This is a genomic window from Myxococcales bacterium, from assembly GCA_012517325.1.
Lineage (GTDB): Bacteria > Lernaellota > Lernaellaia > Lernaellales > Lernaellaceae > JAAYVF01.
In genome coordinates, this window is the sequence record JAAYVF010000119.1 from 1 (window position 1) to 21,266 (window position 21,266).

The following is a 21,266-nucleotide window of genomic DNA, read 5'->3' on the forward strand; positions in this document are numbered from 1 at the left end:
CGCTCGCCGGTTTTCAGCGCGCGCGGCCGGAAGACACCGTGGCGCGCGGCCAACAATACGGCGCAGACGAGATCATCCGCCGGCCGGTCAATTTTTCGTTTCTACCCGGGCTGAACACCAACTTCGGCCTCGAGCGGCCGATCAAAAACAATTTTTCCGTTAACCTGCTGGTGGACTGGAGCGACTACCTGGACGGCGCGGAACTGTCCACCGTGGGGAATATCCGGCTGTACGACGTGCGCGGCTTCATGGGCTCCTCCGGTTTCAACTACGTCGGCGGCAATCAGGTCGGCGCGCAAGCCGCCCTGCTCAACATCAACCTCGGCGACGTGCGCGGCGCGCAGGCGTCCTTGGCCAACTACGCCGGCAGCCTGACCGGTGCGCAACTCTCCCTGGTCGATATCGTCCCGGAAAGTGTTTTGGGGCTCCAAGGCAGTCTGGTGAACTACGCCGGGAACCTGCGGGGCGCCCAACTGGCCGAGGTCAACGTCGCTTCCGGAAACGTCACCGGGCTGCAAGCCAGCCTGGTGAACTACGCCAGCGAGATTCGCGGCGCCCAGCTCGGCCTGGTCAACGTCAACCTCGAAGCCGACGGCGCCGCGGTCGGCCTGGTCAACTTTTCCCGGCGGATCAACGGAGCGCAAGTCGGCCTGGTCAACCTGGCGGTCGAAAACAACGGCGAGGCGGTCGGCCTGATCAACTACGCCGGCAACGGCCTCCTGGCGCCGACCGTCTGGACCAGCGATACGGGCCTGGTCAATGCCGGCGTCAAATTGGGCACCCGTCACGTTTACACGCTCTTCGGCGCGGGCCTGCAACCGCTCCGGCACGACGGCTGGTACTCGGCGATTTTCGGCCTGGGCGGGCACGTCGACTTTTCGCCCTGGTGGCTGGATATCGACCTGATTAGCCATGAACTGTTCGCCTTTGACGATTCCACGCCGGGCGATCAATTGGATCAGTTGGCCATGCTGCGTTTCATGGCCGGCTATCGGATCAACGATGCCGTTTCCTTCTACGCGGGACCGACCCTGAACTTCCTGACCTCCTCGGTCCGGCGGGACATCGGACCGGATTGGTCGTTCGGCAAGTTCAGCCGCGAAGTGGACGATGAGGATTCGGACGATCGGCATGGCGACAAATCCGATTTCGACCGGCTTTATTTCAAATTTTATCCCGGCCTGGTGATCGGCGTGCAATTCGAACCGCAAGTCGGCAATCTGAACCGGCACGGAAAGTAAAGTTTAGAATAATAATAAATGTTTGGCTGATATGACTACCGAGCGCCCTTTGTGGAGTTACAAGAACGACACATCAACTGAGCATTTTTCAATGATGTTTTTCCGCCTTTTGAGTATGCTTTAATATGATCCACGGTAAAGTCATTCCACGATAATGGTTGACCGCATCCTGGGCAAATATGGTCCTCCTCGCTATTCCATAAAATCCTTCTTTGTTCGATAGTAAATTGTCGCTTTTCATCTTTTCTCTCGAAAAGCGTCGAAAAGATCGTACGTAATATTTCTTGTCGCCGTTCCCGCGTCGAATAGCTGTCCGTATCTCCTTGAACCGTCATCAAATATTCTCCAAATAATCCCTGATTTTGCTTTGCTGGTTTAATACTTCGCAATTGTTCTCTCAAGGAATCGACACCAATTGAAAATTGGGTCATCATTTCGAAGGCCATTCGATTGGTCTTTTTATTGGTCAGAACCAACTTTTGCTTATCCATTTCCCATACCAACATAAATATAGAATAAAAATCCGCTATTTTGTGAAAGCGAGTCCGCTTTAATTCAGGGAATACTCTTTTGATTAAATTGATTGTCCGAACAAACTCGCGAGAAAGTCGCTGAATGTTTTTCAAATTAATATTTTCATTTCCGATCGCTCGATCGAGTGATGTTTTTCTATTTATTGGCTTTCCTGCCTGAATTGACATCAGAAGTTCGGCGAATAGCTCAGTGCCCTTCATTCGATCAATTTGGGATTTCGTCAATATTTTCTGATCGATAACATAGTTACGATAATGGCGCACCAACCGATCTGCTTCCTTTAAAAAACGACTACTGTAATAGCGGGCATGTCGTTTTTCTCCAGAAGTAAGCTGCTTACCGGTCGAATTGATTCTGACGAACAAATCGATAATTTGAGCCAAATCACCTGTAACTTCAATTGTTTGTATATTGTATGTTTCAAAAGCACTTTTAACATCTGGAAATTTTTTACAAATAGTCCGCCAATCGTAAAAAGCCAAACCGTCTCCCAAATCGACTTTTATTTTAAATCCACCTTTTCGAAAACAACCCATTTTCTTGTACATAAAAATCGTTTCCAAGCGCTGTTTGCCATCGATAACATCATAAACTAAATTTCCCCCATCGGTTCTCTTATATAAAAATATATTTGGAATTGGATACCCGGCAATAATCGACTCAATCAATCGTTGCCGATCATAATTCCGCCAAACGGAGCTTCGTTGGAAGCCAGGCGCTAAATTAATCATGCCTTTTTCAAATAAAAGAGTCAGTTCGTTAATGGTCCTCTTGCCATATTCAGGGTGAAAATTCACGATTAACTCCGAGCTTGTTTTTTATAGGAGGTTTTTTACCCTAAGGTTAATTTTTTATCAAGCATCGAGCTTTTGATGAAATGGCGTTATTGGCCCGCATAAAAAGGCAAGCTCTCAGAGCCCGTAAATCAGTCGCTTTATGATGTGCCGTATCGAATCCTATATTTCTTTTGTGCTAGTGCTTGAAACTCCGCTGGCCGGTGAAGACCATGGCCGCACCGTATTCGTTGCAGGCCTCGATGGACTGGTAATCGTTCAGCGAACCGCCGGGTTGAATGACGGCCGACACGCCTTCGCGCAAACCGACTTCGATGCCGTCGCGGAACGGGAAGAAGGCGTCGGACACCATGACGCTGCCCGGCAGGCCGCCCCGATGGGCGTTGACTTCCTCTTGGATCGCAAACCCCTTGGCGTCGTCCGCGAGCGCGCTGAAATTGACCCCGTGCCGCTCGAACGCCAGGCGATCGCACAGCTTGCGATAAGCCTTGTCGCGCGCGATTTCGGCCACGCCCACGCGGTCCTGCTCGCCGGTGCCGATGCCGACGGTCACGCCGTCCTTGACGTACAGCACCGAATTGGAGGTGACGCCGGCCTCGACGACCCAGCCGAAAAGTAGGTCGGCGATCTCGCGCTCGTCGGGCGCGCGGTTCACGCGGTAGAGCTGCCCCTTGTACGTCGTTTCCGCCGGTTGCAGATCCGCGGCGCACCGCGCCTTGGGCAGGTACGAAACCTGCGCGATCAGGCCGCCGTCGAGCAGCGATTTGAAATCGACGAACCGTTCGGCGGCGAATGATTGCAGCCGCGCCAGGTTGCCGATTCTCATGATGCGCAGGTTCTTGCGCTGGGCCAGGATGCCGACGGCGCTTTCCTCGAAGTCGGGCGCGACGACGACCTCGGCGTAGCGTTCGGAGATCGCCTGCGCGGTGTCGCGGTCGATCGGCCGGTTGAGGGCGATGCAGCCGCCGAAGGCCGCCACGTGGTCGGCGAGGTCGGCCTTCAGGTAGGCCTCGACCAGCGTGTCGGCGACGGCGACGCCCGACGGGTTGTTGTGCTTCATGATCGCCGCCGCCGGGCGGTCGGTGAGGAAGCGCAGGATGTTCAGCGCGTTGTCGGCGTCGGTCAGGTTGATCTTGCCCGGATGCTTGCCGAATTGCAGCAACTCGGCGTCGGTCACCAGGTAGCGGCCGGGCGCGATGAGGCTCACCTCGCCCAGCGTCAGGTTGCCGTTGATCAGCTTGTAGAGCGCCGCTTCCTGGTCGGGGTTTTCGCCGTAGCGCAGGCCGCGGGCCTCGCCGTCGATTTCCCAGACGACTTTTTCGTAGGCCAGCGTGGTGCGCCGATCGTCGGCGTCGATAAAAGCGATTTCCAGGCGCGGCGGAAAGTGGTCGCCGCGGATGGTGTGGTACATTTTTTTCAGATCGACCGGCACGAGCGTCTCCCTTCAGCGCGATTCGTCGCGATGACAATAAACCCCGGCGACGACGGCCGGGTTCTGCTTGACCAGATAGTTGGCGATGGCGGCGTCGTACTGCGCCGTGTGCGCGAAGGCCTTGGCCGCGTAGGAAAAACGCTGGGCCAGGGTCAGCGCGCCCTTCCCGTCGGACAGTTGCTGCAACAATTGCGGGTAATCGGCCGGGTCGACCACCGAGGCGACGCGCAGGTAGTTTTTCGCCGCCGCGCGCACCATCGTCGGGCCGCCGATGTCGATGTTGGCCCGCGCCTCCTCGGCCGTGACGCCTTCCCGGGCGACCGTAGCCGCGAACGGGTACAGGTTGACCACGATCAGGTCGATCGGCAGCGCGCCCGTCCGCTGCAGATCGCCCTGGTGGTGTTCGTTGTAGGTTTCGGTCAACAGGCCGAGATATATTTTGTAATCGAGGGTTTTCACCAGGCCGCCCTGGGTTTCCGGTTGGCCGGTGTAATCGGACACCGGCGTCAAATGCGTCGCGGCTCGGGCGCCGAGGATTTTCAACAGCGCGGTGTAGGTGCCGCCCGTCGAATAGAAGTGCAGTTCGGGAATCCGCTCCAGCAGGCCGGGGATCAGCGTTTCGAGGCCGGATTTGTCCGATACGCTGACCAGCGCGTTCCGGATCGCCACCCGGTTGTCCACGTCCCTGACTACGTTGACCGCCATGATCGTTCCTTTCGTTTTATGAGCCGCCGTACAATTTGGCGAGTTCGCCGTCCTCGATGCCGAACGAGTGTTCCGGCCCCGGGAACCGTTTCATTTTCACGTCGTCGATGTATTCCTTCGCCGCCTCGCGGATCGTCGGCCCGAGCGCGGCGTACTTCTTGAGAAATTTCGGCGCGAAGCCCTCGTTGACGCCCAGCATGTCGTGCAACACCAGCACCTGGCCGTCGACCTCCGGCCCCGCCCCGATGCCGATCACCGGGATGTCGATCGCCTTGGCCACCTCGCCGGCGACGCGGTCGGGCACCAGCTCCAGCACCAGCATCCAGGCGCCGGCGGCGGCGATCCGGATCGCTTCCTCGATCATCTTTTTCGCCGACTCGGCGGTGCGCCCCTGCACGCGGTAGCCGCCGACGAGGCTCGCGGTCTGGGGCGTCAGGCCCAGGTGGCCGACGACCGGAACGCCGGCCTCGACCATGGCGCGGATGGTGTCGATCATCCGCCCGCCGCCCTCGAGCTTGACGGCGTCGCAGCCGGCCTCCTTCATGAACCGCATGCCGTTTCGGATCGCGTCCTCCGGGCAGACCTGGTAGCTGCCGAAGGGCATGTCGCCGACCAGCATCGCGTGCTTCACGCCGCGCCGCACGGCCCGGCACAGCACCAGCAGCTCGTCCATGGTGACCGGCACGGTGTCGTCGTAGCCGAGCACGACGTTGGCCGCGCTGTCGCCCACCAGGACGACGTCGACCCCCGCTTCATCCACCAGCCGCGCCGTCGGACAATCGTACGCGGTCAGCATGGTGATTTTTTCGCCGTCTCTCTTCCGCTTGCGCAAACTGTTCAGGTCAAATTGTTTCCGGGCCATCTCGACTCCTTGGGAAAAAGGTTATCGGATTTCTTTCGCGACCGGCACCGGCAAGGCGCGACCTACGTCCCGTAACGTCCGCGCGGGCGGTACATTCGGAAGGGATTATCGCGTGGTGGCGGTGTCCGGAAAAGACGAGGGCATTGTACGACAAGCGGCCCGGTAGTCAATCTGCCAGGCGGAATTTTCGGGTGATTTTCGACGCGAAGGCGGCCGTTTCGCCGCGCCGGCCGCCGGGGAATCCGGACGGATTCGAGGCTCGAACCAGCCGCGGACACCCTCTTTTTCATGGTGAAAAAAGTGTCGCCGGCCGATTTACAACCGGGCGCAACCGTGTTAGGGTTCGCGGTGGTGAAATCCCAAAAGGGATTGGTTTTGTTGGAAAGAGGCGTGTTTATCCTACCTGTCGGACTGCCGGGCGAAACTCGCAGATAACTGCACATGTATGGTAAACCGATGAAGGCGATGGTTGCCGGGGCCATGTGGTTTGGCGCGCGAGCCCCTGGGTTCGCCTGATTGTGTCTCCCTCACCCGGCCCTGGGGAGACGGAAAGAAAGTGAGTTGAGGGTATGTCGAAGAAATTGTACGTAGGTGGATTGAGCTGGAACACGACTGATGACGGCCTGCACGAAGCGTTCGCGCGTTTCGGCGAAGTGTCCGAGGCCAAGGTCATCTCCGACCGCGAAACCGGCCGCAGCCGCGGCTTCGGCTTCGTGACGTTCGAGGACAATGCCGCGGCCGACGCGGCGGTTGCCGAAATGAACGGCAAGCAGCTCGACGGTCGGACGATCAAGGTGAACGAGGCCCAGGAACGCGGGCCCCGTCCGCGCGGCGGTTTCCAAGGCGGTCGCCGTTAGTCCAGCCGCCCGCGAATCGAAGCCTTTGCTCTATTCGCGTTTGCACTTCGGTTGATTTTCCGCCCCGCGGCTTCCGGGCCGCGGGGTTTATTTTATTAATTCGCCGGATTGCCTTGCCGCTGAAAAAAAACGCGCGGCTCGGTCGAGCCGCCCGGTCAACCGGCGACGAAAAACTAGTTTTCGTACTTCTTGATCAACTCGCTGGCGATGATCCCCGAGCCGATGGTCGTCGGGACGCCGCCGCCCGGATGGGTCGAGGCGCCGACCAGGTAAAGCCCCTTGATGGCGCGCGAGCGGGCCGAGGGCCGGAATACCGTCTGCGCCGTCAGGTCCTGCTGCAAGCCGTAGATCGCTCCCCCCGGATGCAAGAGCCGCCGTTCGAAATCGAGCGGCGAGGTCATTTCGACCATTGTGACGTGCTTCTCCAGGTCGGGGATCGCGAACCGCGACAGGAACTTGATAACTTCTTCCTGGAAGCGAGGTTTTTCGGCGTCCCAATCGGTGCCCAGCAGTTTGTAGGGGCCCATCAGCGTCAGGTTGATCACGTGGCGGCCGGCGGGGGCCAGCGACGGATCGGTCAGCGTGGTGTAGGCGATGATGCCGAACTGCTCCTTGGGCAGCCGGCCGGCCGGATAATCGATCCACGAGTAACGGTCCATCTCGGCCAGCGGCAGCGGGAAGATCGTGTGATGCGATTCGAGCGGCGGCGCGCTGTCCAGGCCGATGTACATCATCGGGCACGACATCGAGGGCGCGTAGCTCTTGATGCCGTGGCGGGTCAGCCGCGGCAGGTGCTCCTCGCCGATCAGGTCAAGGTAGAGCGTTTTGGCGTTGATGTTGGAAACGACGAGCTTCGCCGTGATCTCCGTGCCGTCGGCCAGCCGCACGCCCTGGGCCCGGCGCTCGCGCACCAGCACCCGGCTGACGCGCTGGTTCAGCCGCAATTCGAGGCCCCGGCGTTCGCCGACGCGCCGGATGGCCGCCGGAATCTGGATCATCCCGCCGCGCGGATAGAAAATGCCCTCGTGCTCCGAGCAGGGCACCACGGCGAACAGGCCCGGGGTCAGATCGGGCGGATGCCCGAAGTAATACGATTGGTAGGTCATCGACTCGAGGATTTTCTCGTCGCGGAAATACTTCCGCATCACGTCCTCGTAGCTCTGGAAAAACAGCGGCACGAAACGCAGCATGCCCGGCTTGCGCCACAGCATCCGCAGCATGTCGGTCATGGTGCTGGCCGGGCTGGTGAAGTAATCGTCGCCGATCGATAAAAATTTCTGGAAGTAGGCGGCGTAGTCGCGGAAGCGGGCGGCGTCCGCGGGCGATACCGCGCCGATGGTCTCGATCGCCTTTTCCATCGACAACGGATAGGTGAGCCGCGAGCCGTCGCGCGACAGGCTGGTGTAAATGGGATCGCAGGGGATCAGGTCCAGTTCGGCCTTCGCGCTGGTGCCCAGTTCGCCGAAGGCCTGGTCGATCACGTAGACCGCCTCGACGATCGACGCGCCGACGTCGAAGGTGTGGCCGTCGCGCGTGTAGCTCGAGCAACAACCGCCGATCTCGCCGCTCTGTTCGAGCACCAGCACCTTGCGCCCCTGCCCGGCCAGCAGCGCGCCCGCCGTCAGGCCGCCGCACCCCGCGCCGATGACGATGACATCGTAGTCGCTCATGACGGACTCCTCTTAGCTGAAATAGCGGCCGGGAAGGTATTTCGCCTGCTTGAGCAAATGGCGGACGAACCGTTTTTTGCCCTCGTCCAGTTGCCGGTATTTCACCACCAGCAACACGGCGGCCATGACCAGAAAGACCGCCAGAATGCCCAGAATGCGCATCATGATTGCTCCTTGCCGTCGCCGGCCGCGGTTTGCGGCCCGGCGGATTTCAGTGGGTGGTGACCTGATATTCCATCATGCCCGGGAAGTGGTTTTCGGCCAGATATTCCTCGAGCGGCGCCAGCCCGTAGAGCGCCGCGCCGAAAAAGGCCGTCGCGTACGGATCAAGCACCCCATGCAGCTTGTCGTGATCCGGATTGGTGAAGGTGCCGTCTCCGCCGATCCGGGTTTCGGTGCCACAGCCGTTGCCGTGCGCGCCCAGCGTGCCGACGAAATCGCACAGATCGCTGAAGGCGAAATGGCCGGTGTTGAAAAATTCCAGCTCCATTTTCGGAGGCGGCATCTTCGCGATCAATTGATAATGGAACGCCTTGAACATCCGCATGACCTTGTCCTGCTTGCCCCAGAAATACATCGAGGGCGCCGTCACCGTATCGGGCACGAACGGAAAACCGAACGAGGCCAGTTGCAGCAGCGCCTTGACGCGCGGCTCGCGCTTGGCGACCTCGGTCGCGGTCAGGCCGCCGAAGCTATGCCCCCAGATCGCGAACCGCGCGGTATCGATGTGCCCCGCGAACAGTTCGGGCGGCTGTTGCTCGAACACATCCATCAGGAAACTCATGTCGGCGATGCGTTCCGGCAAGGTGGTGATCATGCTCAGCGGCGTGCCGAGCACCACCGCGGTCGGCGTCAACGTGACGACCGAATTGCAGATGTGATCCGGCGCGACCACGATGTAGCCGTGGCTCGCCAGGTAATCGGCCATGGTGAAATTCTGAAAGCGGTTGCTCATGAAACCGTGCGAGAAAAACAGCACCGGCAGCTTGCCGGCGTCCGGATGCAGCGGCGCCCCGCGATACGAACCGGTCGGCAGGTTGTTCATGTCGCCGGCTTGTTCGCCCAGCGCTTCCCGAACCTCGTCGATCCGCCCGAGGAAGAAATCCTCGAGGTAATTCTCGGGATAATCCATCGCGTTGTCCGCGGCCGGATACCAGACCTCGGTCAGCAGGACGCGCTTGCCGTCGCCGCAGCTCAACTCGCGCGTGGCGTCGGTGAAGAAATACGACCGGTTACCGACCAGGTAGGGCCCCGGTTCCTCGGGATTCAACAGCGGATTGCCCGGCGTATCGTCGTCGCCGTCCGAGGTGTCGTCGTCGGCGCCGGCGTCGTCGTCGGCGGGCAGCGCGTCGTCGTCGCCGCCCTCCGCCCCGGAATCATCATCCGCGCTTTCGTCGCCGCAACCGCCCAACCCGAGCAGACACAGCCACACCAGGAACGCCCATTTCGTCCAACGAATTCGCCGCATGTTTTCACCCTTTAAAAAAAATGAAGGCCGTTAAAATTGCGTCACCGGCCGCAGTTCCGTCCGCGGATAGATCTGGCCGTGGTTCGGCGGCATCGAGTTGTAGACAAAATCCAGTTCCACCGTCCCCAATTTGACCAGCGGCCGGCGCCGGTAACCCGCGAACGTTCCGCGTACCAACAGGTTCTCCATCTGCAGCGACAGGCCGAACACCGCCACCGTCGCGCCCGGCGGCACCGCCGCCAACTCGGACTCGTAGGCCAGCGGCGAAAAGACCAGCCGCCGGCTGTCCGCCGCCTGACACTGCACCAGCGGGATGAGGATCGGAAAGCCGTCCGCGCCGAGATAGGAAAGGAATTTGAGCGTGTCGAGGCGGCCGAACAGGCTCACGCCCCACGGGGTGAGAATCGGCTCGCGCTCGCCGGTGCCGGCGCCGTGCTTGCCGAGCCACGTCAACAGGGAAGCGGGAATGATGCGGCCCAGCGGCAAGGGTTCGCCGGCGGTGGTTTCCACCAGGTCCATGTAATGAACCGTATGAATGCCGAAGTAGGAGTTGTAGCGGAACATCGGCTTCTCGTTGAAAAGCACGTAGTCCTCGCCCTCGCGCCGCGCGTGCGTGTAACGGGCCTTGCCGCGCCACAACCGCCGGTCGAGGGTCATGATCAGAAACGCGGTCCGCGGATTTTCCTTCACGTGATGCTTGGACAACCCCTCGGTGAACTGGCCCCAGACCAACTGCGTCGGCGTCTTGGCCTGCAGCGCGGTGATCATCGTCACGTGCGGCAGCCCGGCCGGATTGACCGTCGCGAGCAGGCCGATTTTTTCGGTCGGCTCGAAGGCTTTCAGGTCTTGCGGATCGAAGGCATTGAACGTTTTCACGATCCCCACTCCTTTGCTTCAGCAGGTGGCGCAACCCTTGACGACGCGGAGGCGCGACCGTTCCTCGCCCGATTCGTCGTCCGCTTCCATTCGCGTCGAACCGCTCCAGTGAACGAGGCGCTCGTCGACGCCCGATTGGCGGGCGATCTCGGCCAGGCGCTCCATTTGTCCGCGGCTGAGCAGGTCCGCCCGGCGGTACGGCCACTCGAGCCCCAACCGGGTGTATTTGTCGCGGCACAGATTGTTGAAGGCGCACAGATCCCAGCGTTCCACCAGGCCCTTCAGATTCGCGGCGATGAACCGGCCGATGCCGGCGAGATTCTCGTCGCGGTCGGTCGCGCCCGGGATGATCGGCGTGCGGATCCACAACCGCGTTTGGCCGGCGCGGCGGCGCAGGTCGGCGGCCAGCCGCTTCAGGTTGTCGAGGATGCGGTCGTTGGCGACGCCGGTAAACTCGCGGTGCCGTTCGGGGTCGATTTCCTTGAGGTCGTACAGCACCAGATCCGCGTGCGCCGCGACCGTCGCCAGGGCCTCGGGGCTGGTCTGCCCGCAGGTATCCAGGGCGGTGTGAATGCCGGCGGCGCGCAGGGCGGCCAAAAAGGCGGCGGCGAATTCGGGCTGCATCGTCGGCTCGCCGCCCGAGACGGTGATCCCGCCGTTCGACTGCTCGAAATAGGCGCGGTCTTTCACGACCTCGCGCACCAACTCGTCCAGTTCCCACGTCCGGCCCAGCGGCTCCAGCGCGGTCGACGGGCATTCCGCCGCGCAACGCCCGCAACCCGCGCAGCGGTCGCGGTCGATCCGCAACCCGTCCTCGCCGAACGACAACGCGCCGCGCGGGCACTGGGCGAGGCACAATTTGCAGGCGAGACAACGCGAGCCGATCCAGTGAATTTGCGGGCGCGGCGAGATGCTTTCGGGATTGTGGCACCAGGCGCACTTCAGCGAGCAACCCTTGAAGAACACGGTGGTGCGGATGCCGGGGCCGTCCTCGGTGGACATCCGCATGATTTCCAGAATCACGGCCTGGCGCGGCTCGCGGGTCATGGATTCCATCCTAAAACCGGTTGTGGCTGACGCGGGCGATCACCTCGTCCTGCAATTCCTTGCCGATGCCGGTGAAATACGCGTTGTAGCCGGTGACGCGCACGAGCAGATGCCGGTAATCCTGCGGATGCCGTTGCGCTTCCCGCAGCAGGTTCGGATCGAGCATGTTGATCTGCAACGCCGTGCCGCCGTTTTCGGCATAGCCGCGCAGGAACGCCTTGAATTTCTCGCGATGCTCCGGATCGCGCAGGATCGACGGGTTGAAGGTGATGGTGTGGCTGGCGCCGTTGGGCAGGTTGTTGAAGTACGCGCCCCAATCGCCCGTTTCGCCTTCACCCTTGCCGCCCAGCGCCTTGCCCACCGAATTGGCGTTGGCGGTCGGGCCGTTGATGTCGGCGCCGTTCGACGGGCAGATGGCGTTGGAAAGGAACTGGCCCTTCGGCCGGCCGTCCGGGCTGGCCGCCAGGACGTAGCCGTCGCCCACCCAATAATTCCAGCTCAGCATCCCCGGGCGGAACCGGCGGCCGGTGGACTTCGTCTTGTGTTTCCAGGTTTCCTCGACCCAGAGGTTCATGACCCGCAAGGCCAGCTGGTCGGCCTCGTCGTCGTCGCGGCCGTATTTGGGCGCTTTATACTTGGCGCGGGCCTGCAGCACCTCGTGCCCCACCCAGTTGTCGCGCAGGGCCGCGATCAACTCGGGGATGGTGCAGATCCGCTGATCGAAAACGAGGTATTTAACGGCGAGCAGCGAGTCGACCGTCGTGGCGAAGGTGACGGCTTCCAGCGTCACCAGGTTGATTTCCGCCCCGCCCCGCGTGATGTCGCGGCCGTTCTCCGCGCAACCCTTCACCATGCAGGACAAATACGGCGTGGGGAAGAACTCGGCGCGAATGGCTTCGGACGCCTCGTAGACCGTCGCGCACCGATCGACGATGTACCGCAATTGCTGCGCAAAGGCCTGCCAGAATTCTTCCCAGGTGTTGAACGACGCGGCGTCGCCAGTGTAGGGGCCGTCCTGGCCGATTTTCTCGGTTTTGCCGGTGATCGGATCGGTGTACGGAAGCAGGTCGCGCCCGCCGGTCAACGCCAGTTCGACCGCCTTGAGCAGATTGAGGTTGATGTCCACCGTGCCGGAGCGGTCGTTGCCGACCATGGTGTTTTCCAGGCAGCCGACCGGCGCGTAATCGTGCACGTTGTCCTCGCGGATCAGATGCGACAGGCCGGCCCGCCGCGCCTCGGTCATCATGCCGGCCATCGAACGCTCGTCGAAATTGAGCAGAAACGGCGCGCCCTGGCTCGTCGCGACCATGGCCACGACCTTGTCCAGCAATTCGTCCGGCGTACCGCGGTGCAGGCGCACGTTCGGCTTGGGTTCGAGGATGGGCGTCATTTCGTCGATGACCTCGAGGAACACGTAGGTCAACTCGTTGGTCAGATCGACGCCGCCCGGCCCCATGCCGCCGAGGGTGATGAGCTGGCCGAACCCGGCGGTGATGCCCTGGTTGCCGGCGCGGATCAGCGCGTCGTAGGCCGTGTTGCAGTGCATCCAGAAGCACTTGAGGATTTCCTTGCCGAATTCGCGGTCCATCCCCTGCTCGATCGACCGCCGCCAGTACGGCAACAGGTATTGATCGACCCGCCCGAAGGAATCGCCCGGGCCCGGATAATTTTCGTCGCTCATCACCAGCATGTGGCTGAGCCAGAGCGCTTGCACCGCTTCCCAGAATGTCTCGGCCGGTTCCCACGGCACGCGCGTCAGGTTGGCGGCCATCTGTTGCAATTCGCGCCGCCGCGACGGATCGCTCGCCGCTTCCTGCTCCCGACAAACCTTGACGTACTGCGCCGCCAGGTCGCGCGGCAGGGTCGCGGCGGTCATCATGGCGCGCAACTGGGCGCCCTTGTCGCCTTTTTTCTCGGCGTCGCTCAGGCGTCCGTAACGCGCCTCGAGTTCGGCGTAAACGCCTTTCCAGCCCAGCTTCAGCACCCGTTCGAACCCCGGGATCAGGTGACCGCTGGTGGCGCCGGCATTGCCGTAGCCGTGGTCGTGAAACCACTTCATCAGCGGCCGCGCGCCGCGTTTTCCCTTGACCAGCCGTTCGTACCGGCGGGTTTCTTCCTTGGTCAGGCACAGCGAGGATTGCAGGTTGAAACGCGCGCCCGCCACTAGGTCGCCGGGCAGGATTTCACGCGGCACGTAGTTCACCATCACCTCGCGAACGAACCAGGCGCGCCGCTCCGGCAGGCTCCAGGACCAGAAGTCGTCGGGCAGGCGAACCGGCCGCGCGGCTTGCTGGAAGGAGCGCACGAACGTCTGCAACAGCAGATAGTTCTCGGGAACGATGTAAAACGACAGCTCGTTGAATTGCAGATCCCACGGCGTGCCGGTCGTCCAGGCGGTGAACTCGTTGTTCCAGGCGCGCGCCGTTCCCTGAAAGTAGTAATCCCGCAACCACGCGATGCGCGGGCTCAACCCTTTCGGTTCCTTGATCGCATAAGCTTTTACGGGGGCCGTTGCCGTGCTCATTCCCGCTCTCCTTCCGTCGCCAGGGCTTGCTGGAGGCGCGCTTCGCCGTGATCGAGCAGGCCCGCCATCAAACGGACCGCCTGCTTCGCCCGGCGCCTGGCGATCGCCTCGACCAGTTGCCGGTGCCACGCGAAAACATCCGCCGCCACGCCCGGCGTGCCGAAAAAACGCGTCGACAAATTCAGGTAAAACGCCTTGAAGGTGTTGAGAAACAAGGGATAGATCAGGTTGCCGCCGGCCATGGCGATCAAGTGATGGAACTGGAAATCGAGTTCCGCCAGGCGCCGGGCGGCCGCCGGATCGGCCGTGGTTTCCTCTTCGACGAGCGCCTTGAATTCCGCGACCTGCGCGGCGGTGCGCCGCAAGGCCGCGAGCCGGGCGGTTTCCACTTCCACCAAGCGCCGCATGGCCAGGGTGTCGGCCAACAGGGTCGGGTCTATCCGGCCGTTCTGGAAATTGACCAGCGAGGTCAGCATGGCCAGCGAACCTTCCTTGCGGAAGTCGTTGACGACCGTGCCGACGCGCGGTTTCATCGCGACCAATCCCTTGAAGGCCAGATCGACCAGGCCTTCGTGCACCACGGGGCGGCTGACGCCCAACTGCAGGGCGAGTTCGCGTTCGGCCGGCAATTTCTGGCCGATCGCCAACCGGCCGGAGAGAATCAGTTCCTCGAAGCGGGCAATGAAGACATCTTTCAGGCTTTCGGTTTTCAGCGGGTCGAACCAGGCGTTCACCACGACCTCCTGATCGGCTGGTGGTATGACCAGCAGCCAATTTACCCACCGGCCGCCGCGCGGTCAAGCCGGGTGCCGCGAAAGCTTCGGGAGGGTTTTTTTGTGTTTTACAATCGAATCAAACCTGTTAATATGGCGACACTTTTATGGACGCGAAACTGAAAATTCTGGTGGGCGAAGGCGACGAGATCAATCGGCGCATTCTCCAAAACTGCCTGCACGAATGGGGCTATGACGTGCTGCCCTGCGAGAACGGACAGGCGGTCTGGGAACGTTTTTCGGCGGGTGACGTTCACCTGGTCATCACCGATTGGTCGCTGCCGACCCTCAGCGGACCCGACCTGGTGCGGAAAATCCGTTCCCATTCCAAAGCCGAATACACGTACATCATCATGCAGACCACGCACCACGATCGGCAGGCGCTGTTGGAGGGCTTCGATCTGGGCATCGACGATTACATCCCCAAGCCGTTCAACAAGAGCGAATTGGCGGCGCGCGTGCAGGTCGGCAGCCGCTTCGTGCAACTGGCCCAGGAACGCCTGCAAACCCGCAAGCGGCTCGAGGAACTCGCGACGACCGACAGCCTGACGGGCCTGTTCAACCGCCGATCGGCGATGGAAAAGCTGGAAATCGAAATAGAGCGCTGCCGGCGGGCCGCCGAACCGCTGGTGCTCATCATGCTGGACCTGGACAATTTCAAATTGATCAACGACAAGCACGGCCATCTGACCGGCGACCTGGTCATCCGGCACATCGCGTCGCTGCTGCGGCAAAGCGTCCGCGGCTCGGACCTTCTGGCGCGGCTGGGCGGCGAGGAATTTCTGATCGTTCTGCCCAACACCAATTTGTATTTCGGCCTGACGCTGGCCGAGCGGCTGCGCGAGGCGATCGCCACGCAGCCCGCCGTCCGCGAGACCGGCGAGTGCTACTTCATCACCGCCAGCCTGGGCCTGGCGCTGTTCGATCCCGGCGAACCGCGGTCGATCAAGGAATTGATCGGCCAGGCGGACCGGGCGCTTTACCGCGCGAAGAGCGGCGGGCGCAACCAGATTTGCCGGATTGACGGTTAGGGCGCGGGAGTTTTTTCGGAGACGGTGGTGTCGGCGAAGAACCGACGGGCGCGCGAAATATCCTCCAGCGAAGCGAAGAAACATTCCACGACTTCGGCATCGAACTGTGTGCCGCTGCCTTCTTTAATGATTTCCAGCGAACGCTCCAGCGAAAAAGCCTTTTTGTAGGGCCGGTCGGACATCAGGGCGTCGAAAACGTCCGCCACCGCCGTGATCCGCCCCTCGAGCGGGATTTCCTCGCCGGCCAGGCCGTGCGGATATCCCTTGCCGTCCCAGCGTTCGTGATGATTCAGCGCGATGGAACACGCCACCTGGAGGATCGGCTGGTCATGGCCGTCGAACGAATCGGCGCGGGTCGGCTGGTGGCGCAAAAAATCCCAGTTCAGATGGCCGAGCGGCCGGAAGAGATCGGCGCCGTACACCGTGTGCCGCTTCATCACCTCGAACTCTTCGGGGGTGAGGCGGCCTTTTTTCAACAGGATGCTGTCGGGGATGGCGATCTTGCCGATGTCGTGCATCGGGCTGGCGTGAAAAATCAATTCGATCCGTTCGGCCGGAAGGCCGAGCCGTCCGGCGATGATGGCGCAGGCCGCGCCGACACGGGCGACGTGCTGGCCGGTTTCGTCGTCGCGAAACTCGGCGGCTTTGCCGAGCCGGCGGATGATTTCCACCCGGCTGCGGGTCAGTTCGGCCGTCCGTGCCAGGACACGTTGCTCGAGTTGCTGATTCTGCCGCTCCAACTCGTCCTCGAAATGCTTGATCCGCAGGTTGTTCCGGATGCGGGCGCGCAGTTCCGCGATGTGGAACGGCTTTTCCAGAAAATCGTTGGCGCCGAGGTTCAGCGCGCGCAGGCGAATCTCTTCCTCGCTGGCGGCCGTCATGACGATCACCGGCACTCGCGCCAGCTTGGATTCGGAACGGCGGATCTCCTCGATCATCATGAAGCCCGATTTCTGCGGCATCATGACATCGAGCAAAATGACGTCGGGAAACAATCGCCGGGCCAGCGGCAGCGCGTCGAAAACCGAGCTGGTATGGAAAACGCGATAGTCCTCGTACCGTTCGAGCATGACCCGCAACACTTCGATGTTCACGATTTCATCATCGACGATCAGAATGCGCGGACGGGTATCCGGGGTCGGTTGAAATTCCTGAGTCATCGAATCATTGCGCCGATCGATTGCTTCCACTGGTAAACCCGCCGGAATCCCAAGCTGCGAATCATTTCACAACCGGCGGCCGGCTCCGGTAAACTCTGCACCGGCCTACCCTTACTATCGGTACGGTTGAAATAAGTGCTTTAGCAAATTGAACAACATTCAATCGATCGGGACATTGGTTTGAAATAATTTTGAACAATCCTCAATATCCGCCTTCTTCGGAGTTTTATTCCTCATAATCCCTTCAAAATTCGCCATTTATGAGCAGTGCGAACGATTCCGCTCCTTGCCGCCTAATTGGAAAGGAATATAATAATCCCATCGTGGAGGTTTTTTGTGCAGCCATCTTCCAATTTTGTTCTTTCCTAGAAAAGGCAAAGGTGTGCGCTCATGAAAGTACCTGACGATACCGTAAGCAATGTCATGATTTTCGACCGCGATCCCGAGGTCATCGATCTTCTCTACCGGTTGCTTTCGAAAAACGGCTTTCAGGTGACGACCGAAACCGATTGGCACAGAGCCATTGAGCTGGGCCGCACCAACCGCTTTGCCGTCGTGTTGGCCGAATGCAACCTGCAGGACTTGGACGGTCTCTTTCTGCTGAAGTCCATCGCCGAAAAAAATCCGACCATTCAAGTGATCCTGATGACCGGCGCCACGTTACCGGAACGAGTCATGTCGGCCTATACCCTTGGGGTGTCCGGCTATCTGTTCAAACCGTTTACGAATCTGAACGAAGTGTTACACACGGTGCACATGGCGGTATACCGTTACCAACGCTGGATTTCCGCTCTCCGGCGGGCTCAAAGCCAAAACGAGAGCGTTTCGGGCGCGGTCTGATTCGACGGCCGATCGCTTTTTAAAATGGCTTTTCGCCCAATCCATTTCCGGCGGCGAAAAATCTAACTACCGTTTGACAAATCACTTAAATCCTTCATTTTAGTAAAGGCGATCAATTTGCTTCGCCCTTAGAGGTCGACAACTTGAAGCTGAGGATCATCGAACACGGCGGCTTCGCCGATTGCTATCTCACCGGCGTTCCCGAATCTTCGCAAGACGGAGGGGGAGCGGCGGTTTTCGCTTGGGCGGCGTCGCAACTGGCCGCGCACGGTGTGGAACCGATCTACGAAAAAATCTATGGCCGGCGTTCGCGAACCGTCGACATCCTGAAATGGCGCCGCGCCGCCTACGAAGCCGCCGGCGTCGCCACGGATACACTCTTCACCTTCCTGGAAGGCAAACCCCTCCATGACGGCGATCTGGCCGGAATCCAGATCTGGGGCGTCATTCCCCGCGACGCGCCTCGCCCCATGGTGCAGACTTTTTCTTTCGGCGCGAACCAAAACGGCCGGGTTTTCACCGGCGCCGACTGCCGCTTGTATTATTTTCCATCCCTGCGCGGCCTCGCCGGAAACGGCGCCTTGCCGGACGACCGCCTCGCGCAGGCGGAGCGCCTCTTTGACGCGGCCGTCGCGGCCGTGAAGGAACAGGGATTGACCTATCGGCAGGTCGTTCGAACCTGGATCTACCTCGCGCATTTGCTGGATTGGTACGTCCCGTTCAACAATGTTCGCACCGAACACTATCGCCGCGAAGGCCTCGGTCCGGAGCCGCCCGAGGCGCCCTACCCGGCCAGCACGGGCATTCAAGGGCAATCAGGCGACGAGGAATGCCTGATGGACGTTCTGGCGCTGCGGGAGCTCGGCGCCGGCGCCGCCAAACGGGCGATCCAGAAAAGCGCGCGGCAGAACCAATCCATGCGCTACGGCTCTTCCTTTTCGCGCGGCATGGCGGTGGAATTCGGCGGCCGGAAGACGGTTTACATTTCCGGCACCGCGAGTATCGATCCGGCGGGCAAATCGGCGCACGTGGGCAATCCCGAGTTGCAGGTGCTGGAAACCTTGCTTTGCCTGGGCGCGATCTTGAAGGATGAAGGCGGCGACCTGTCGCACGTCGTCCAGGCCACCTGTTTTTGCAAAACGCCGGAGGCCTTTCAGGCCTTTCGCAACGTGACCGCCTTATTGGCCATGCCGGCGTTTCCGGTGGTGCCCGTCCGGGCGGACGTCTGCCGGGATGATTTGCTGATTGAAATCGAAGCCACGGCAATGATTTAATGCGGTGGCTTTTACTCGGTCCGGCCCGTTATACCGGTAGTGGGGAGAATTCATCTTGATGGAAAAAGCAACGCTGCTGATCAGCCTGATAGAGCCGGCCGACGGTTCCCTGGTTCGCCGTATTCTGACTCGCTTCCAGTTGGCGAACGAGGAAGACCCGAGTTTTCGCCTGCACGGCAAAGGATTGATGACGCTCCGCCTGGAACAGGAAGGAGTGGATGATGGCCTGGAGGAAATCCGCGCCTGGCCGGGGGTTCGCCGGGTCGCCAAACTGGCGAGCGGGCAACGGCTGAGTCAGATGCCGGCGACGCCGCGCCGCGAGCGCGTGGCGGTGACCCCGGACTTCCGGATCGGCGCCCCGGACTTTGCCCTCATCGCCGGTCCCTGCTCGGTGGAAAGCCAGACGCAGGTGACGGAAATCGCGGCCGCCGTCAAGGAAGCGGGGGCGCGGATGCTGCGGGGCGGCGCCTTCAAGCCGCGCACCTCGCCCTACGAGTTCGGCGGACTGGGCCGGCGCGGGCTGGAATACCTGGCCGCGGCGCGCGCCGCCACCGGCCTGCCGATCGTCACCGAAGTGCTGCACCGCGACGAACTGGACCTGGTGGCGGAATATGCCGACGTGCTGCAAATCGGTTCGCGCAGCATGTACAACAATGCCCTACTCTTCGCCGCCGGCCGCCACCCCGCCGGCAAACCGATCCTGCTCAAACGCGCCTTCAGCGCCACGATCACCGAAGTGCTGGAAGCCGCCGAGCACATCCTCCTCGGTCGGTTCCAAGCCGGCCTCGACGAGCCGCGGTTGATCCTTTGCGAACGCGGCATCCGGCTGTTCAACGACCTGTTGCGTTTTTCATTCGACGTTTCGGCCATCCCCCACCTGCGGGCGCGAACGCCGCTGCCGGTCATCGCCGACCCGAGCCATCCGGCCGGCGACCGCCGGTACGTCGAGCCGCTGGCCCTCGCCGCGACAGCGGCCGGCGCCGACGGTCTGATCGTCGAGGTTTCCAATTACCCCTATCAGGCCTGGTGCGACTCGGCGCAGTGCCTCTCGATCGATGAATTTCGCCGGTTGACGGACAAGGCCAAAGTCATCGCCCGGACGGTCCGCGACTGAAACCGGAGAGTAGGCGATCCGACATGGAATGGACATTGACCACCCCCACGGGAACCTGTCGGATCGCGCTCGGCGCCTGGCTGGATCGACTGTCGGCGAACCTCGATCCCGAGCGCACAATCCTGGTCACCGACGCCAACGTCGCTCGGCTCTACGCCGCGCGCTTTCCCGCCGTTCCCGTCGCCGTTCTCGCGCCCGGCGAGGCCCACAAAACCCTGGAAGCGGTCGCGGCGCTCGACGAACGATTCCTCGCACAGGGCGTCGACCGCGATTGGCTCGTGCTGGCGGTCGGCGGCGGCCTGGTTTGCGACGTGGCGGCATTCGCCGCGGCCACCTATTTGCGCGGCCTGGATTGCGGGCTCGTGCCGACCACCTTGCTGGCGCAGGTCGACGCGGGCGTCGGCGGCAAGAACGGCGTCAATTTCCATTCATTCAAAAACCTGATCGGCACCTTTCGCCAGCCTCGTTTCGTGTTTTGCGACCCTGATTTCCTGACGACGCTGCCGCCGGAGGAATGGCGCAGCGGCATGGCCGAAGCGGTCAAACACGCCGCGATCGCCGACGCCGGCTATTTTTCGTTCATCGAATCGCGCGCGGCCGGCCTGCGGGCGCCCAACACCGATCTCGCCGGGCCGCTGATCAGCGCCTCGATCGCCGTCAAGATCGCGGTGGTGGCGGCGGACGAACGCGAGGCCGACCGCCGGCGCATCCTCAATTTCGGCCACACCTTCGGGCACGCGATCGAAGCCGTGCACGGACTGCCGCACGGCCGGGCGGTGGCCTTGGGCATGGCGGCGGCGGCGCGGCTTTCGGCGCGGCTCGGCCTTTTATCGTCCGCGGAGTTAAGCCGGCTGCTGGACCTGCTCACGGCGCTCGAACTGACCGCCGACCCTGAACTCGACCGCGCGGCCGTTCTGGAAGCGCTGCGCCGCGATAAAAAACGTTACGGCGAAGCGGTGCGGTTCGTCCTGCTGCGGCGCCTGGGCCAGGCTGAGGTCCGCGAAATCACGCTGTCGGAACTGGCGGCGGCATGGGATCACCTCTGGCCGCGGCCGGTAAGCTGA

General features: G+C 61.5%; 19 protein-coding genes. 7 read left to right on the forward strand and 12 right to left on the reverse strand.

What is annotated here, in order from left to right:
• A partial coding sequence (locus GX444_19570) for a hypothetical protein (GenBank protein ID NLH50780.1) occupies positions 1 to 1,241 on the forward strand: 1,241 nt, incomplete at its 5' end.
• 35 nt (positions 1,242 to 1,276) lie between these two features.
• Here GX444_19570 and GX444_19575 read toward each other — a convergent pair.
• The 4 genes from GX444_19575 to panB all read right to left on the reverse strand — a co-directional run bounded on the left by GX444_19575 (position 1,277) and on the right by panB (position 5,568).
• Complete coding sequence (locus tag GX444_19575; GenBank protein ID NLH50781.1) at positions 1,277 to 2,572, reverse strand: DUF262 domain-containing protein; 1,296 nt, start codon at positions 2,570 to 2,572, stop codon at positions 1,277 to 1,279.
• Between the two features lie 175 nt (positions 2,573 to 2,747).
• Entirely contained in the window at positions 2,748 to 4,001 is a 1,254-nt protein-coding gene (locus GX444_19580) for an IMP cyclohydrolase (protein NLH50782.1), read from the reverse strand.
• A gap of 12 nt (positions 4,002 to 4,013) precedes the next feature.
• Positions 4,014 to 4,706 (reverse strand): hypothetical protein, encoded by a 693-nt coding sequence (locus tag GX444_19585; GenBank protein ID NLH50783.1) that lies wholly within the window; start codon positions 4,704 to 4,706, stop codon positions 4,014 to 4,016.
• A 16-nt stretch (positions 4,707 to 4,722) separates the two neighbouring features.
• Positions 4,723 to 5,568, reverse strand: a complete 846-nt coding sequence (gene panB, locus GX444_19590) for a 3-methyl-2-oxobutanoate hydroxymethyltransferase (protein NLH50784.1) — start codon at positions 5,566 to 5,568, stop codon at positions 4,723 to 4,725.
• 569 nt (positions 5,569 to 6,137) lie between these two features.
• Between panB and GX444_19595 the strand changes: the two genes are divergently transcribed.
• Entirely contained in the window at positions 6,138 to 6,425 is a 288-nt protein-coding gene (locus GX444_19595) for an RNA-binding protein (GenBank protein ID NLH50785.1), read from the forward strand.
• 173 nt (positions 6,426 to 6,598) lie between these two features.
• Here the strand turns inward: GX444_19595 and crtI are convergent, their stop codons facing one another.
• From crtI to GX444_19630, 7 genes are read right to left on the reverse strand one after another with little or no spacing between them, the layout of a single operon-like run.
• Positions 6,599 to 8,095 (reverse strand): phytoene desaturase, encoded by a 1,497-nt coding sequence (crtI, locus tag GX444_19600; GenBank protein NLH50786.1) that lies wholly within the window; start codon positions 8,093 to 8,095, stop codon positions 6,599 to 6,601.
• Between the two features lie 12 nt (positions 8,096 to 8,107).
• Positions 8,108 to 8,260: a hypothetical protein gene (locus tag GX444_19605; protein ID NLH50787.1), complete on the reverse strand. Its 153-nt coding sequence runs from the start codon at positions 8,258 to 8,260 to the stop codon at positions 8,108 to 8,110.
• Positions 8,261 to 8,306: 46 nt separating this feature from the next.
• A complete protein-coding gene (locus GX444_19610) occupies positions 8,307 to 9,563 on the reverse strand; it encodes a hypothetical protein (protein NLH50788.1) in 1,257 nt (418 codons plus the stop codon).
• A 30-nt stretch (positions 9,564 to 9,593) separates the two neighbouring features.
• Positions 9,594 to 10,439, reverse strand: coding sequence for a pyridoxamine 5'-phosphate oxidase family protein (locus GX444_19615; GenBank protein ID NLH50789.1), 846 nt, complete (start codon positions 10,437 to 10,439; stop codon positions 9,594 to 9,596).
• An 18-nt stretch (positions 10,440 to 10,457) separates the two neighbouring features.
• Positions 10,458 to 11,486 (reverse strand): glycyl-radical enzyme activating protein, encoded by a 1,029-nt coding sequence (locus GX444_19620; protein NLH50790.1) that lies wholly within the window; start codon positions 11,484 to 11,486, stop codon positions 10,458 to 10,460.
• A gap of 10 nt (positions 11,487 to 11,496) precedes the next feature.
• A complete protein-coding gene (locus GX444_19625; protein ID NLH50791.1) occupies positions 11,497 to 14,010 on the reverse strand; it encodes a hypothetical protein in 2,514 nt (837 codons plus the stop codon).
• On the reverse strand, positions 14,007 to 14,744 hold the full coding sequence (locus GX444_19630) for a FadR family transcriptional regulator (GenBank protein ID NLH50792.1): 738 nt from the start codon (positions 14,742 to 14,744) through the stop codon (positions 14,007 to 14,009). The genes GX444_19625 and GX444_19630 overlap by 4 nt, the downstream gene beginning before the upstream one ends.
• Positions 14,745 to 14,890: 146 nt before the next feature.
• On the opposite strand from GX444_19630, the gene GX444_19635 reads away from it, so the two are divergent.
• Positions 14,891 to 15,814, forward strand: coding sequence for a diguanylate cyclase (locus tag GX444_19635; GenBank protein ID NLH50793.1), 924 nt, complete (start codon positions 14,891 to 14,893; stop codon positions 15,812 to 15,814).
• Here the strand turns inward: GX444_19635 and GX444_19640 are convergent.
• Positions 15,811 to 16,974 (reverse strand): response regulator, encoded by a 1,164-nt coding sequence (locus GX444_19640; GenBank protein ID NLH50794.1) that lies wholly within the window; start codon positions 16,972 to 16,974, stop codon positions 15,811 to 15,813. The genes GX444_19635 and GX444_19640 overlap by 4 nt on opposite strands.
• 390 nt (positions 16,975 to 17,364) lie before the next feature.
• Here GX444_19640 and GX444_19645 point away from each other — a divergent pair, with 390 nt between their 5' ends.
• The 4 genes from GX444_19645 (at position 17,365) to aroB (ending at position 21,266) form a co-directional block, all read left to right on the forward strand.
• Complete coding sequence (locus GX444_19645; GenBank protein ID NLH50795.1) at positions 17,365 to 17,814, forward strand: response regulator; 450 nt, start codon at positions 17,365 to 17,367, stop codon at positions 17,812 to 17,814.
• A gap of 143 nt (positions 17,815 to 17,957) precedes the next feature.
• A complete protein-coding gene (locus tag GX444_19650; GenBank protein ID NLH50796.1) occupies positions 17,958 to 19,088 on the forward strand; it encodes a hypothetical protein in 1,131 nt (376 codons plus the stop codon).
• A gap of 187 nt (positions 19,089 to 19,275) precedes the next feature.
• A complete protein-coding gene (gene aroF / locus GX444_19655) occupies positions 19,276 to 20,202 on the forward strand; it encodes a 3-deoxy-7-phosphoheptulonate synthase (protein ID NLH50797.1) in 927 nt (308 codons plus the stop codon).
• A gap of 23 nt (positions 20,203 to 20,225) precedes the next feature.
• On the forward strand, positions 20,226 to 21,266 hold the full coding sequence (gene aroB / locus GX444_19660) for a 3-dehydroquinate synthase (GenBank protein ID NLH50798.1): 1,041 nt from the start codon (positions 20,226 to 20,228) through the stop codon (positions 21,264 to 21,266).

Bases quoted from the DNA above. Each gene is read 5' to 3' on its own strand.
- GX444_19585 (NLH50783.1), bottom strand. From the start codon at position 4,706: ATGGCGGTCAACGTAGTCAGGGACGTGGACAACCGGGTGGCGATCCGG.
- panB (NLH50784.1), bottom strand. From the start codon at position 5,568: ATGGCCCGGAAACAATTTGACCTGAACAGTTTGCGCAAGCGGAAGAGA.
- GX444_19595 (NLH50785.1), top strand. From the start codon at position 6,138: ATGTCGAAGAAATTGTACGTAGGTGGATTGAGCTGGAACACGACTGAT.
- crtI (NLH50786.1), bottom strand. From the start codon at position 8,095: ATGAGCGACTACGATGTCATCGTCATCGGCGCGGGGTGCGGCGGCCTG.
- GX444_19605 (NLH50787.1), bottom strand. From the start codon at position 8,260: ATGATGCGCATTCTGGGCATTCTGGCGGTCTTTCTGGTCATGGCCGCC.
- GX444_19610 (NLH50788.1), bottom strand. From the start codon at position 9,563: ATGCGGCGAATTCGTTGGACGAAATGGGCGTTCCTGGTGTGGCTGTGT.
- GX444_19620 (NLH50790.1), bottom strand. From the start codon at position 11,486: ATGACCCGCGAGCCGCGCCAGGCCGTGATTCTGGAAATCATGCGGATG.
- GX444_19625 (NLH50791.1), bottom strand. From the start codon at position 14,010: ATGAGCACGGCAACGGCCCCCGTAAAAGCTTATGCGATCAAGGAACCG.
- GX444_19635 (NLH50793.1), top strand. From the start codon at position 14,891: ATGGACGCGAAACTGAAAATTCTGGTGGGCGAAGGCGACGAGATCAAT.
- GX444_19640 (NLH50794.1), bottom strand. From the start codon at position 16,974: ATGACTCAGGAATTTCAACCGACCCCGGATACCCGTCCGCGCATTCTG.
- GX444_19645 (NLH50795.1), top strand. From the start codon at position 17,365: ATGAAAGTACCTGACGATACCGTAAGCAATGTCATGATTTTCGACCGC.
- aroF (NLH50797.1), top strand. From the start codon at position 19,276: ATGACGCTCCGCCTGGAACAGGAAGGAGTGGATGATGGCCTGGAGGAA.
- aroB (NLH50798.1), top strand. From the start codon at position 20,226: ATGGAATGGACATTGACCACCCCCACGGGAACCTGTCGGATCGCGCTC.